11 protein-coding genes are annotated in these 12,436 nt (G+C 72.8%); 4 read left to right on the top strand and 7 right to left on the bottom strand.

The genetic code is table 11. From position 1 onward, the window contains the following. Positions 1–7: 7 nt before the first annotated feature. The gene (locus ACFWEP_RS23105) at positions 8–1,585 is read right to left on the bottom strand and encodes a von Willebrand factor type A domain-containing protein (protein WP_387372421.1); all 1,578 of its coding nucleotides are present in this window, start codon (positions 1,583–1,585) and stop codon (positions 8–10) included. 151 nt (positions 1,586–1,736) lie between these two features. Further along, positions 1,737–2,213, bottom strand: a complete 477-nt coding sequence (locus ACFWEP_RS23100; RefSeq protein ID WP_387372419.1) for a winged helix-turn-helix transcriptional regulator — start codon at positions 2,211–2,213, stop codon at positions 1,737–1,739. A gap of 77 nt (positions 2,214–2,290) precedes the next feature. On the opposite strand from ACFWEP_RS23100, the gene ACFWEP_RS23095 reads away from it, so the two are divergent. After that, positions 2,291–3,235, top strand: a complete 945-nt coding sequence (locus ACFWEP_RS23095) for an NADP-dependent oxidoreductase (RefSeq protein ID WP_387372417.1) — start codon at positions 2,291–2,293, stop codon at positions 3,233–3,235. 45 nt (positions 3,236–3,280) lie between these two features. On the opposite strand, the gene ACFWEP_RS23090 is transcribed toward ACFWEP_RS23095, so the two are convergent. The 3 genes from ACFWEP_RS23090 to ACFWEP_RS23080 all read right to left on the bottom strand — a co-directional run bounded on the left by ACFWEP_RS23090 (position 3,281) and on the right by ACFWEP_RS23080 (position 7,776). Further along, positions 3,281–4,183 carry an ABC transporter permease gene (locus ACFWEP_RS23090; protein ID WP_387372415.1) on the bottom strand — a complete coding sequence of 301 codons (903 nt, stop codon included), beginning with the start codon at positions 4,181–4,183 and terminating at the stop codon, positions 3,281–3,283. Further along, entirely contained in the window at positions 4,180–6,825 is a 2,646-nt protein-coding gene (locus ACFWEP_RS23085) for an alpha/beta fold hydrolase (protein ID WP_387372413.1), read from the bottom strand. The genes ACFWEP_RS23090 and ACFWEP_RS23085 overlap by 4 nt, the downstream gene beginning before the upstream one ends. Before the next feature lie 126 nt (positions 6,826–6,951). Next, positions 6,952–7,776, bottom strand: a complete 825-nt coding sequence (locus ACFWEP_RS23080; RefSeq protein WP_387372411.1) for a response regulator — start codon at positions 7,774–7,776, stop codon at positions 6,952–6,954. A gap of 133 nt (positions 7,777–7,909) precedes the next feature. On the opposite strand from ACFWEP_RS23080, the gene ACFWEP_RS23075 reads away from it, so the two are divergent. Both ACFWEP_RS23075 and ACFWEP_RS23070 read left to right on the top strand, forming a co-directional pair. Continuing rightward, a complete protein-coding gene (locus ACFWEP_RS23075) occupies positions 7,910–9,535 on the top strand; it encodes an ATP-binding protein (RefSeq protein WP_387372409.1) in 1,626 nt (541 codons plus the stop codon). 41 nt (positions 9,536–9,576) lie between these two features. Further along, complete coding sequence (locus ACFWEP_RS23070; RefSeq protein ID WP_387372408.1) at positions 9,577–10,215, top strand: hypothetical protein; 639 nt, start codon at positions 9,577–9,579, stop codon at positions 10,213–10,215. Between the two features lie 22 nt (positions 10,216–10,237). On the opposite strand, the gene ACFWEP_RS23065 is transcribed toward ACFWEP_RS23070, so the two are convergent. Beyond that, complete coding sequence (locus ACFWEP_RS23065; protein WP_387372406.1) at positions 10,238–10,825, bottom strand: DUF4291 domain-containing protein; 588 nt, start codon at positions 10,823–10,825, stop codon at positions 10,238–10,240. Between the two features lie 74 nt (positions 10,826–10,899). Next, entirely contained in the window at positions 10,900–11,283 is a 384-nt protein-coding gene (locus ACFWEP_RS23060) for a hypothetical protein (protein ID WP_387372404.1), read from the bottom strand. A 505-nt stretch (positions 11,284–11,788) separates the two neighbouring features. Between ACFWEP_RS23060 and ACFWEP_RS23055 the strand changes: the two genes are divergently transcribed. Further along, on the top strand, positions 11,789–12,313 hold the full coding sequence (locus tag ACFWEP_RS23055; RefSeq protein WP_387372402.1) for a lamin tail domain-containing protein: 525 nt from the start codon (positions 11,789–11,791) through the stop codon (positions 12,311–12,313). The last annotated feature ends 123 nt before the right edge of the window (positions 12,314–12,436 follow it).

The following is a 12,436-nucleotide window of genomic DNA, read 5'->3' as shown; positions in this document are numbered from 1 at the left end:
CACCTGCTCAGTCGATCTCACCCTCGGCCGGTGCGGTCGGCACCTCGTCCGCACCGCCCTTCAGTACGGCGGCCTGGCTGATGGCATCGGCCAGCCTGGCCACCGAGCCGTCCTCGGTCTCCGCCGCCAGCTTGCGCGCCCGGGAGGCGAGTTCACCGAGCGCCGGGGTGCCGGGGAGGGTTCCGCCGCGCAGGATGTCGGCGAAGTAGGCCGCCGTCGCCGCCACTTGGAGGCGATCGTCGGAGGCGCCCCAGAGCCCTTGGTCGATGGCGTCGGTCTCCACCGACCCGGTCGCCTCCCGCGCTTTGCGGGTCGCCGGGTCGAGCCAGCGCACCGTGGCGGTGGCGACGTGGCCGGACGCTCCCTGGCGCAGGCGTACGGCGTAGAGCGCGGTCACCGTGTGGCCGGGGCCGACCTCGCCGCCGTCCACGTCGTCGTCGCGGAAGTCCTCGTCGGCGACGGCCCGGTTCTCGTACCCGATGAGCTTGAACTGCTGGACCGTCTTCCGGTCGAACGCGACCTGCGCCTTGGCGTCGCGGGCGCGCAGCTCGACGTGGGCGGGGAGCTGGTCGACGAAGACCTTGCGGGCCTGGGCCTCGTCGGCGACGTAGGTGGTGTCGCCGTCGCCCTTGTCGGCGAGCCGCTCCATCAGCGCGTCGCCGTAGTCGCTGCCGACTCCGACCCCGAAGAGGGTGATGCCGTACTCGCTCCGTGAGCTGCCGATCCGCTCCAGGATCGCGTCGGCGTCCGTCTCCCCGGTGTTGGCGAGGGCGTCGGAGAGCAGCACGACCCGGTTGGTGGCGCCCTCGCGGATGCCTTCCACGGCCTCGTCGTAGCCGCGTTCCACCCCGGCGGCGACGTTGGTGGCGCTTTGCGTGTGCAGCGATTCGACGGCCTCGCGGATCTTGGTGCGGTGGCCGCGCAGCCCGGTCATCGGGACCACGGTCTCGGCCTCGTCGCTGAAGGTGACCAGGGCCACCGAGTCGTCGTCACGCAGCTGCTCGGTGAGGTACGCGAGCGAGGTGCGCACCAGGTCCAGGCGGCCGGTCTCGGCCATCGACCCCGAGATGTCCACGACGAAGGTGAGGGCGGCCGGTGGCCTCGGGGCGGTGTCGTCGGCCGCCTTGGTGGCCAGTCCCACCCGCAGCAGCGACCAGTCGTCCGCCCCTCCCCCGGTGCGCGCGCCGTCGACGCTGACGGAGAATCCGTTGCCGCTCGGTCGTTCGTACCCCTGTTTGAAGCTGTTGACGAACTCCTCGGGCCGCACGGTCTCCGGCTTGGGGAGCTGCCCGTCGCCGAGGACGCGGCGCGCGTATCCGTAGCTCGCGGTGTCCACGTCGAGCGCGAAGGTGGACAGGTAGTCGGGCGCGGCCTCGTCCCCCTTCTCCCGCTTGCCCGCCGCGTCCGTGGCCGCCGGGGCGGGAACGGTTGTGCCGCGTTCGTCCGCGGCGAAGCCGTCGGACGAGTGGCCGCCCGATCCGCTCGCCGAGCATCCGGCGAGCAGTGCGGCGCTCACCAGCAGCGCGGCGAGCGCGGCGCCCACCCGCCCCGGGCCGGCCGGGTGTCTCGATGTGCCGTGGTTCATCTCTGGCCCCCTGTCGTCGACATCTGTGAATGGGACGCGCGAGGGGCCCGGCGGGAGCCGTCGAACCGGTTGCGGATGAGTCTCGATGCGGTGACGGAGAGCAGCCGAAGGGGGGCGGGCGGCGGAACGTCAGGTTCCGGACACGATGTGCCTACGAAGCGGTGTCCGCGCCGTGGTCCGGGGCCGTCGGGCGATCGCCTCGGCCCGCCGGGCCCCCGTCCGCGGACCCCGTGCCCGGAGCGTCGTAGGTGGCGCGGGCGGCGCGCACCTCCTCCATGTGCTCCTCCGCCCAGCCTTTGATCGCGCGCATGACCGGCAGCAGCGAACGGCCGAGCGGGGTCAGCTCGTACGCGACGCGGACCGGGACGGCCGGGGTCACGGTCCGCGACACCAGCCCGTCGCGTTCCAGATTCCGCAGAGTCTGGGTGAGCATTTTCTGGCTCACGCTCGCCAGTCGGCGCTGCAGTTCGGTGTACCGCTGCGGGCCGTCGGCGAGGGCGTTGACGGCGAGGCTGACCCACTTGTCGGAGATGCGGTCCAGCAGCTGTCGGGCGGGGCATTCGGCGAGGTACGCGTCGTAGACGATGCTCGCTTCGTTCCGGCGCTGGGCGGCCGTGCGGGTGGGCATGGCTCTCCTTTCGGTGCCGTACGCACCACGGAGTGCGTACTTCCTGAGGGAGAGTAGGGCTTCCTACGGTGGGCGGCATGACGACCGAAGAGAAGATGCGTGCGATAGTCGCCCACGGTTACGGCGGATCCGAGGTGCTCGGGTCCGTGACGGTTGTGCTGCCGGAGCCCGGCCCCGGGCAGGTGCGCATCCGTGTCGAGGCGGCGACCGTCAATCCGGTGGATCTGGTCACCCGTTCCGGAGAGCTCGTCGGGGCCGGACTGATGGCCGCCCGCGAGCACACGGGCATCGGATGGGACGCCGCGGGCGTCGTCGACCGGCTCGGGTCGGGGGTGACGGCGTTCGCGCCGGGGCAGCGGGTGATCGGGCTGCGCGACCTGCTCGACGTGTCCCTGGGCGCCTACGCCGAATACCTCGTCCTGGACGCGACCGCGATCGCGGAGGCGCCGGCCGATGCCTCCGCCGCGGCCGCGGCGACGCTGCCGTTGAACGGACTCACCGCCCTCCAGTCCCTCGGCCTGCTCGGCCTCGCCGCGGGCGACACGGTGCTGGTGACCGGAGCCTCCGGCGCGGTCGGGGGCTTCGCCGTCGAGCTGGCGGTCCGGCGCGGCCTGCGCGTCGTCGCCCAGGCCGGTCCCGCCGACGAAGGGTTCGTTCGGAACCTCGGCGCCGAACGGGTCGTCGGCCGGGACGCGTCCGACCTCGCCGCCGAGGTCCGCCGCCTGGTGCCGGGCGGGGTCGACGGCGTGCTCGACACGGCGGGACTGGGAATCCGCGCCCTGGCCGCTGTCCGCGGCGGCGGCGCCTACGCCACGGTGGTCGGCGGTTCGGCCCCGCTCCCGTTGCGTGGCATCCGGGTCCACCAGCAGTGGATCCGTGCTGACGGGGCCGCCCTGGCCGAGCTCGCCACCATGGGGCTGACGCTGCGGGTAGCCGAGACCCTCCCGCTCGAACGCGCCGCCGAGGCGCACGACCGGCTCGCGGCGGGCGGGATACGCGGCCGGCTGGTGCTCGTTCCCTGACGCGACCCGGCCGCGCCGCTTCCCCGAACGTCCCGGCCGCGGTCCCTACGACACGATGTCCTTCCGGCTGAACCCCCTGAACGCCAGGGCGAAGAGGACCAGGGCGTACGTCACCGACACCGCCGAGCCCTTGACCATGCCGCCCCACTCCAGTTGGGGCTGGAGGGCGTCCGCCCAGGCGAACTGCCAGTGCGCGGGCAGGAAGTCGCGCCAGTGGCCGAGCGCGGTGACCGCGTCCAGGACGTTGCCGACGATGGTCAGGCCGACCGCGCCACCCACCGCGCCCAGCGGCGCGTCCGTCTTCGTCGACAGCCAGAACGCGAGCGCGGCGGTGACGAGTTGGGACACGAAGACGAAGCCGACGACCAGCGCGAGCCGGGGCAGGGCGGCGGACTGGGCGAGTTCGCCGCCGGTCGGCAACTGGAGGGGACCCCAGCCGTAGGCCGCCGCCCCGGCCGCCAGGGCGACCAGCGGGAGCAGCACCATCGCGGCCAGGCTGAAGCCGAGGGCGACGACGAGTTTGGACCACAGCAGCCGGATACGGGGCACGGGTGCGGCGAGGAGGTAGCGCAGCGAGGACCAGCTCGCCTCGGAGGCCACGGTGTCGCCGCAGAACAGGGCGACCGGCACCACCAGCAGGAAGCCTGCCGAGACGAACAGGTTGACGGCGGCGAAGTTGGCCGCCGAGGCGGTGGCGGTGTCCATCAGGTTGATCCGGTCGGCCGAGCCGCCCTGGGAGCCGGGGGTGCCGCCGATGGCGAAGGCGACGATCAGGATGAACGGGAGGGCCGCCAGCACCCCGCCCATCAGCAGGGTGCGGCGGCGGCGCAGTTGCCGCATCGCCTCGACGCGCAGCGGGAGGGTGCGGCGGGGGTGGTAGCCGGGCGCGCCGGGTACCCCGGGGGTCCGGGTGGAGCCGGAGCCGGGGCCGGTGAGGACGTCGCTCATGCGGAGCCTCCGGAGATCAGGGTGAGGAACGCGTCCTCCAGGCGGCGGTGCGGTCCGACGCCGGTGAGCGGCACGTCGAGCCGGACGAGTTCGGTGATCAGCGCGGAGGTGGTGGCGCCGTCGAGCCGGACCAGCAGCCCTCGCCGGTCCTCGGTCGGGACGGCCGAGGCGACGCCCGCGAGGGCCTCGATCTTGCGGAGCACCGGTTCGGTGATCTCGTCGGCGGTGGTGACGAGCAGCATGTCGCCGGAGCCGGTGATCTCGGCGACCGGGCCGGCCTGGACGAGTCGGCCCCGGTCCATGACCACGAGGTGGGTGCAGGACTGTTCGACCTCGGAGAGGAGGTGGCTGGAGACGATGACGGTCCGGCCGCCGGCCGCGTAACGGATCATCACGTCCCGCATCTCGCGGATCTGGGGCGGGTCGAGGCCGTTGGTCGGTTCGTCGAGGATGAGCAGGTCCGGCATGCCGAGCATGGCCTGGGCGATGGCGAGGCGCTGGCGCATGCCCTGGGAGTAGGTGCGCACGGCCCGGGCGAGCGCGTCGCCGAGCCCGGCGATCTCCAGGGCCTCCTCCATGCGGGAGTCCTCGGCGGGGCGGCCGGTGGCCTGCCAGTACAGCTCCAGGTTGGCGCGGCCGGTCAGGTGCGGCAGGAAGCCGGCGCCTTCGACGAACGCGCCGACCCGGGAGAGCACCGGGGCGCCGGGGCGGATGGCCTCTCCGAAGACGCGGATCTCGCCCGCGTCGGGGGTGATGAGGCCCATCAGCATGCGCAGGGTGGTGGTCTTCCCGGCGCCGTTGGGGCCGAGGAGCCCGAGCACCTGCCCTTGCTCGACCCGGAAGCCGAGGTCCTTGACCGCGTAACGGTCGGCGGCGCCCGCGTACTTCTTCGCGAGGCCGGTGATACGGAGCGGTACGCCCGCGAGTGCGGGGTCCGGGGCGGGTGTCGTGGTGCGGCGCCGGGCGGTGAGCAGCAGTGCGGCGGCCACCAGGAGGGCGGCGGCGGGAAGTCCCCAGGTCCACCACGGGAGTCCGGCGGCAGCGGCGGTCAGCCCGGCGTCGGTGGGCAGGGAGAGCGGGCCTGCCACCGAGACGGTGTAGGTGTTCGGCTCGGCCGGGGAGGCGTAGCCGAGGTCCGTCGCGGAGAGGACCAGGCGGAGCCGGTGGCCTGCGTCGAAGGCGTGGTCGACGGCGGGCAGGGTCAGTTCGAGGGGCTTGCCCTGCTGGTCGGGGGTGATCCGGAAGGGGGCGACGAGCTGCGAGGGCAGTTCCTGGCGCTTGCCGTCCGGGGAGACGTCGTAGACCTTGCCGAAGAGGACGGCGTCGCCGGTGCGGGCCTTGACGGCGACCTTCACGGTGGGGGTGCCGGTGACGCGTACCGAGGAGGTCAGCGGCGCGCTGTCGAAGGTGGCGTGCTGTCCGGGGAAGTCCAGCGAGAGGCCGACGCCGAGGGAGGAGAGCTGGGAGAGTCCGGCGCCGAGTCCGGGGACGGCGGAGATCGCGGGCGGACTGCCCCCGGCCGGGTTGCGGACGGTTGCGGTCTTCCCCACGAGGGCGAACTCCCGGGTGCCGCCGCGCAGTCCGGGGTAGCTGTCGGCGCTCGCACCCCGGGTGAGGGCGGCGCCGTCGGTGGAGTCGACACCGCCGGTGCGGGTGACGCGGAAGGCGGGGCCGGTACCGGCGCCCCGGTCGTCCTTGAGGTAGCGGTCGAACCAGGCGCCGACGCGGCTCCGGACGCGGGCGTCCTCGGTGTCGCCGCCGTCGTGGCCGCCCGCGATCCAGTCGACGGAGACCGGTGCGCCGTTGGCCGCGATGGCCTTCGCCATGGCGTCGGCCTGGCCGAGCGGGAAGAGGGAGTCGGTCTGGCCCTGCACGATGAGGGCGGGCACGTCGATACGGTCGGCGACGGCGGAAGGGGAACGTTCCGTCAGCAGGGCGCGTGCTTCCGCGTCCGGTACGCCGCTCGCCGCGACGCGTTCGTACATCGCGCAGAGCTTCTTCTCGAACTTCTCGCAGCCACCGCCGCTGGTGACGAAGATCCCGGCCCAGAGCTTCTTGAACACGCCGTCCGGGAAGAGGGCGTCGGCGAGGTTCCAGTAGGTGATGACGGGCGCGACGGCGTCCACGCGGTCGTCGTACCCGGCGGCGAGGAGGGAGACCGCACCGCCGTACGAGGCACCGGTGACGCCGACGCGCGGGTCGCCCTCGCCGTCGAGCAGGACCTCCGGGCGGGCGGCGAGCCAGTCGATGAGGCGGGAGACGTCCGCGACCTCGGCGTCCGGGTCGTTGAGGCCGATCTCGCCGCCGGACCTGCCGAACCCGCGCGCGGACCAGGTGAGGACCGCGTACCCGTCCGCCGCGAGCTTCTCGGCCTCCGCGCGCACGTCGTCCTTGCTGCCGCCGAAGCCGTGCCCGAGGAGCACGGCTGGGCGCCGCCCGCCGCCGGCCGTGAAGTACGACGTGTCCAGGGCGACTCCGCCGCCACTGATCGTCCGGTCCTGGCGGTGCACGGCGGGTTTTCCGTCGTCGGCCACGGCGGTCCAGGTGCCGGCGCCGGCGAGCACGACGAGTGCGGCGACGGCCGCCGCCCATCGGCCGCGCGCGCGGGGCCACCGGAGCCGTCGTGCGGTAGAGGTCTCCATGTCATGACCCTAGGGCGTGTGGCCACGCGTTCTCCGAGCCGGAGGGCGGAACCCTCCGGCCTCCTTGAGAGGTACGGCTACCGGGCGCGTACTGCGGACGCGGTACGCGCCCCGGGGCCGGTGTTCTCAGCCGCCCTGGTGGCTCTGGGGCGGGACGGCGGTCTCCAGGAAGAAGCTGTCGATGCTCTGGACGGTGTGCACGAAGTCGTCCAGGTTGACCGGCTTGGTCACGTAGGCGTTGGCGTGCTGCGTGTAGGCGTCCTGGACGTCGTCGGGCGCGGCCGAGGTGGTGAGGACCACGATCGGGATGCTGGAGAGCTGCTCGTCGTTCTTGAGCACGCCGAGCAGCTCTCGGCCGTTCATGCGCGGCATGTTGAGGTCGAGCACGATCAGGTCCGGCCGGTCCTTCGCGGGGTCGCGCAGGTACTCCAGGGCGGACACCCCGTCGTCGACCCGGTTGATGCCCCGCGCCATCCCGCGCTCGATCAGGGCCTCCTCGATGAGCATGGCGTCGGCCACGTCGTCCTCAACGAGCAGGACGGTGTAGCTGCGCCGGGGGGCAAGGCCGTTCATGTGGGGGCTCCGGTGATCGTTGGGCAAGGGGCGGGAGGGGGGTCGTTGGGTGAAGACCAGGCCGGGCCAGCGCTTGCGGGCACCCTGTCGGCTGACGCCCCAGGCACTGCCCAGCTGCGGATAGCCGGCTCCCCCGTCGGCGGCGGCGCGGGCCGCGGCGGCGGCGCACTCGTCCACCGCTCTGCTGAGGAAGGCCAGCGCGCGCAGCGAGGCCAGCGGGTCGGTCCAGTTCTCGTCCGCCGGGGTGCCGTCGCGGTCCTCCCCGTACGGCACGGCGTCCGGCTCCAGCGCCAGGCGCTGTGCCAGGTCCGCGACCGCGCGGCGCGCGCGGTCGGCGAGCTCGTCCGTCCCGGGACGCGCCGAGGTCTCCACTGTCATGCCCGCACCGTAGCCGGAGCGGGAGGCCCGCGACAACCTGCGTTGTCGGCGGGGTAGGGTGACCCGCGCTCCGGTGGGTACTGGAGCTCGTGATCCACCCACCGTTTCCCAGCCGAGTGAGAGGTAAACCACCGTGCAGAGCGCCGAAGAGGGTTTCCGGCCGGCCGAGCTCCGGCCGGATCGGGACCGGCCCGGCTGGACCACCAGCCGCTGGCTCGTCACGGGCACCACCGTGGCCCTGGTGGTGCTGCTCGTGCTCGGCAGCTGCGGCACCTGGGCCCTGGTCCGGTCCACGGCGGTCAATCAGCGGCTCATCGGCCGCTGGTCCCCCGCACTCATCTCCTCGGTGCGCATGGAGGCGGCGCTGGTCAACCAGGAGACGGGCATCCGCGGTTACGGACTGGCCGGGGACGCGGAGTTCCTCGACCCCTACCGCACCGGTCTGGCCCAGCAGAAGACCGCGATGGCGGAGCTAAAGGACCTCACGGCCGGGGACGCGCAGGCCTCGGCCGACCTCGCGCGGGTGGGCGAGCTCGCGGAGCAATGGCACGCCTCCGTCGCCCGGCCCATCGCCGCCGCCGCGGACCCGACCGGCCTGGCCCAGGAGCGCGCGGAGAGCGGGCGGACCCAGTTCGACGCGCTGCGCACCGCGCTCGGGGTCCAGCAGGACCACATCGCCGCGGAGCGCGACCGGGCACGGAGCGATCTGGCCTCCGTGCGGACCATGCGCAACACGGTCTTCATCGTGATCGCCGCCGTGATGCTGGCGGTGATGGCCCTGGCCTTCGCGGGCCTGCGGCTGGGGGTGCAGCGGCCGCTGGACCGGCTGCGGGCCGACGTCCGCAAGGTCGCCTCCGGGGACTACGCCCATGCACTGAGCCCCACCGGCCCGGCCGACATCCAGGTCCTCGCCGCCGATGTGGACGCCATGCGCCGCCGACTCGCGGACGACCTCGAACTCAAGGACCGGGCCCGGGCGGCGCTCGACGCCCAGACCGTCGAACTGCGGCGCTCCAACGAGGAGCTGGAGCAGTTCGCGTACGTCGCCTCGCACGACCTCCAGGAACCCCTGCGCAAGGTGGCCAGCTTCTGCCAGTTGCTGGAGCGGCGGTACGCCGAACAGCTCGACGACCGGGCCAAGCAGTACATCTCCTTCGCCGTCGACGGCGCCAACCGCATGCAGCTCCTCATCAACGACCTGCTGACCTTCTCGCGCGTCGGACGGCTCCACACCGACGACCAGCCGGTCGACCTGGCGGGGCTGGTGCGGCGGACGGTCGGCGATCTGGACGTGGCCGTCCAGCAGACGGGTGCCACCGTCACCCACGACGAGTTGCCTGCGGTCCACGGGCAGCCGACACAACTCGGCCTGGTGCTGCAGAACCTGATCTCCAACGCGATCAAGTTCCGCAAGCCCGACACCGCGCCCACCGTCCACGTCTCCGCGCGCCGGGTGCCGAACCCGGGCCACGAGGGGAACGCGGAGAGTGGGCGCCCGTTCTGGGAGATCTCGGTGACCGACAACGGCATCGGCATCGCGCCCGAGTACGCGGAACGGGTCTTCGTCATCTTCCAGCGGCTGCACACCCGCGAGACCTACGAGGGCAACGGCATCGGCCTGGCGCTCTGCAAGAAGATCGTCGAGCACCACGGCGGCTCGATCGCCGTGGACACCACCTACACCTCGGGCACCCGCTTCGTCTTCACCCTGCCGGGGGTGGCGGAGGCGGACGCAAAGGCGGAGGCGGAGGCGGAGTAAAACACCGAGCGGTAGCCCCGCTCCGACCCGATACTCGGGCCATGCCCCACTCCGACACCCTCTCCCCGCCGACGAGGGCGTTCCCGGCCGAACTGGCCGAGGACGCCCGGGCGGTCGTGGCGATCGTGCCGCCCGCCACGACCGCCCCGCACGAGCCGTTCCCGGTCGTCGTGCTGGGCCGGCAGTTGATGATCCCCGGACGTCTCTACAGCGACGAACCGCCACCGGAGGCGGTATCCGCCCTGTCGCCCCGCCAACGGCAGCTCCTGCACTGCCTGTACTCACGCCACCACGACGGCCGGGTCAGGCAGCGGCACCTGGAGGAGATCGTCGGCTCGGCGGACCCGTGGGTCGTGCCGTACGTGGTCCAGCTCGCCGGTGAGTACGTCGTGGAGATCCTGGTCGTCCTGCGGGACTCGCTCCGCGACCTGGACGTGCCCGGCAGCGAACTCCGCCTCGCCCACGGCCGGTTCCTCGTGGAGAACCCGGAGTTCTTCGCCCGTACGCAGCGGCGGATCGTGAGCTACTGGAGCTGCTACCACCTCCACCGCTGGAGCTTTCGCGATTTCCCCGGATCGACCGTCCTCGACCTCTTCCTCTCCGCCGCCTCGGGGGCCGCGGGACGCCGCTGGCCCAGCGTCGCGCCCAAGGCCCGCACGCGGCTGGACGGGTACTGCTGAGCCGGCCCCGCCCCGGGCCGCCTCACGCGGGCCGGGGCGCACCGTCCGGTGCCGCGTACGGCGTCTCCCGGGGCAGCAGGGCTGTCGCCGCGTCGAGGTCTCCGGCGCGGACCAGGTGGTGGATCTCCCGGGCGAGCGGGGTGACGTCGGTGACGGAGACGGTCCACTCGTCCGCGTACCGCGCCGACGCCTCGCCGGACAGACCCAGTTGGAGGGAGCGGTACGGGAGCGGGTTCAGCCGCAGGTCGCGCTCGGGGTCCCACTGGACGCGGGCGGGGGCGCGGCGCAGGCTGCGGCTCCAGGCGGCGCGGTCGGGGTGGAGTCCGCGTACGTAGTGCGAGAGTTCGGCGTTCTCCAGGGCCCAGGCGAAGCCCTCGCGGGTGATCTCGACGGCGAGGACCGTCTCCTGGCCCTCCTTGAGGGCCCAGCCGCAGCGGTACATCATCCAGAGGAAGCTCGGCTTGATCCAGGTCATCCGGTCGCGCTTCCAGGCCGGCGGGAAGCGGTTGTCCCGGGCGGCGGGGATGCCGATCTCCGGCCGGTAGGCCTGGTAGACGGTGACGGTGGTGTCGGTGTGCCGGGCCCGTATCCCGTACCGCGGTGTGCTCATCGGACCAGTCTGGGCGACCGTCCCGGGCCGCCGCACCGGCTTTTTCCCGGGCGGCGGCCGGTGCCGACGGCAGGTCAGTGCTCGGGGGCGTCGTCCCCGGGGCCACCGGCGGGGCCGCTCTCGGCCTGCAGCGCGAGGTCGCGGAGCACGTCGGTGGAGGAGACGTCGGTCTGGCCGGAGTCGTGGACCCTCGCCAGCATCGTGTAGGCGAGGGTGAACGCCCCGACCAACTGCTCGACCGCGCCCCCCACCTCGCGGCCGATCAGGGCTGCCATCTCCTCGACGGTGGCGTCCCCGGGGATCGCGATGCGCGGCATCGTCTCGTTCAGCAGGGCGGTGACGACACTGCCCTCCATGTCGACGTCGTCGCGCTCCACGTCCTCTTCGAGGAGCCGCTGGATCTCGCCGGCCTCGGTGAGGATGCCGATCACTCGCTTCAGGACTTCCCTCTGCTCCATCCCGCGAGCATAGAGGCTGCCGCCTGCCCCCTGGCGGGTGCGCGACGGATCCGGGAACGCTCCTGGGCCGCCCTCGGGCCGCCCCGACCGGCACGTTTCCGGTGGTCCGCACACCCAGGGGACGAGCTCACCCTCGAACGATTCAGCGAGCCCGCCAGGTGAATGCGGACTCTCATTCGATTTGCCCGAAAACTGCCGTTACGTTCCTGCACCTTCTTCACAGGGCGCACACAAGGTGTCACGCCACGGGGCACGGGGCGCACGTGACCGACCTTGCCCTTACGACAGAAGGGTGGATGCATTGCGCACCATTTGGCAGGGTCGCGACGATCATGTCGAGTGCGAGCTACATCCGTTCATAACGGAAATGTCTGCACTGTGTAACCGCGCTCTGGAGCGACTTCCGGCCATCTGCGAATCCCGACAGAGTCTGTGCTCCCGGCAGCGAACGCCGGGGCCGAGCACCGCCCGGACCGCAGGGTCCGGGCCTGTACCGAGGGGTCCCATGTCCCGCACCGCACGACGGATCACCGCTACTGTCCTCGCTTCCGGCGCCCTGCTGGCGGCAGCCGCCCTGCCGGCCACCGCGGACGGCCACGACCGCGGCCACGACCGCGTCCAGCCCGCCCCGCGCTCCTCCGTCGTCCTGGGCAAGGTCCAGTACGACAGCCCGGGCCGCGACAACCGCTCCAACCGTTCGCTGAACGACGAGTGGGTGACCGTCACCAACACGTCCCGTCAGGCCGTGAACCTGCGCGGCTGGACCCTCACCGACGAGAGCCGTCGCACCTACCGCTTCGACCTGCGCCTCGCGGGCCGTTCGTCGGTGCGCGTCCACACCGGTGTGGGCCGTGACAGCCGCACGGACGTCTACCAGGACCGCAACAACTACGTCTGGGACAACAGCGACACGGCCACGCTGCGCGACTCCCGCGGCCGGAAGATCGACGAGAAGTCGTGGGGCCGGCACGGCGGCCGCGACGACAACCGCGACGACAACCGCGGCCACGACCGCGACCACCGCCGCTGAGCGCACCGGAGGGGCCAGGCCCCACCGGGTGACGAGGTGGCACGGCCCGGCCCGGGCCGGCGCGCGCTGCCCGGGCACGGCCGAGTGGAAACGATCGGACGGCGCCCCGCGGCAATCCAGCCG

Origin of the sequence: Streptomyces sp. NPDC060198 (assembly GCF_042728415.1) — a bacterium.
Classification (GTDB): domain Bacteria; phylum Actinomycetota; class Actinomycetes; order Streptomycetales; family Streptomycetaceae; genus Streptomyces.
Note: the sequence above shows the minus strand (reverse complement) of the source record. Positions and strands in the feature narration are given on the sequence as shown.

What these genes read in the sequence shown, in the direction of transcription:
- ACFWEP_RS23105 (WP_387372421.1), bottom strand. Translation starts at nt 1,585, where the DNA reads ATGAACCACGGCACATCGAGACACCCGGCCGGCCCGGGGCGGGTGGGC.
- ACFWEP_RS23085 (WP_387372413.1), bottom strand. Translation starts at nt 6,825, where the DNA reads ATGGAGACCTCTACCGCACGACGGCTCCGGTGGCCCCGCGCGCGCGGC.
- ACFWEP_RS23055 (WP_387372402.1), top strand. Translation starts at nt 11,789, where the DNA reads ATGTCCCGCACCGCACGACGGATCACCGCTACTGTCCTCGCTTCCGGC.
- ACFWEP_RS23090 (WP_387372415.1), bottom strand. Translation starts at nt 4,183, where the DNA reads ATGAGCGACGTCCTCACCGGCCCCGGCTCCGGCTCCACCCGGACCCCC.
- ACFWEP_RS23065 (WP_387372406.1), bottom strand. Translation starts at nt 10,825, where the DNA reads ATGAGCACACCGCGGTACGGGATACGGGCCCGGCACACCGACACCACC.
- ACFWEP_RS23095 (WP_387372417.1), top strand. Translation starts at nt 2,291, where the DNA reads ATGACGACCGAAGAGAAGATGCGTGCGATAGTCGCCCACGGTTACGGC.
- ACFWEP_RS23080 (WP_387372411.1), bottom strand. Translation starts at nt 7,776, where the DNA reads ATGACAGTGGAGACCTCGGCGCGTCCCGGGACGGACGAGCTCGCCGAC.
- ACFWEP_RS23100 (WP_387372419.1), bottom strand. Translation starts at nt 2,213, where the DNA reads ATGCCCACCCGCACGGCCGCCCAGCGCCGGAACGAAGCGAGCATCGTC.
- ACFWEP_RS23060 (WP_387372404.1), bottom strand. Translation starts at nt 11,283, where the DNA reads ATGGAGCAGAGGGAAGTCCTGAAGCGAGTGATCGGCATCCTCACCGAG.
- ACFWEP_RS23070 (WP_387372408.1), top strand. Translation starts at nt 9,577, where the DNA reads ATGCCCCACTCCGACACCCTCTCCCCGCCGACGAGGGCGTTCCCGGCC.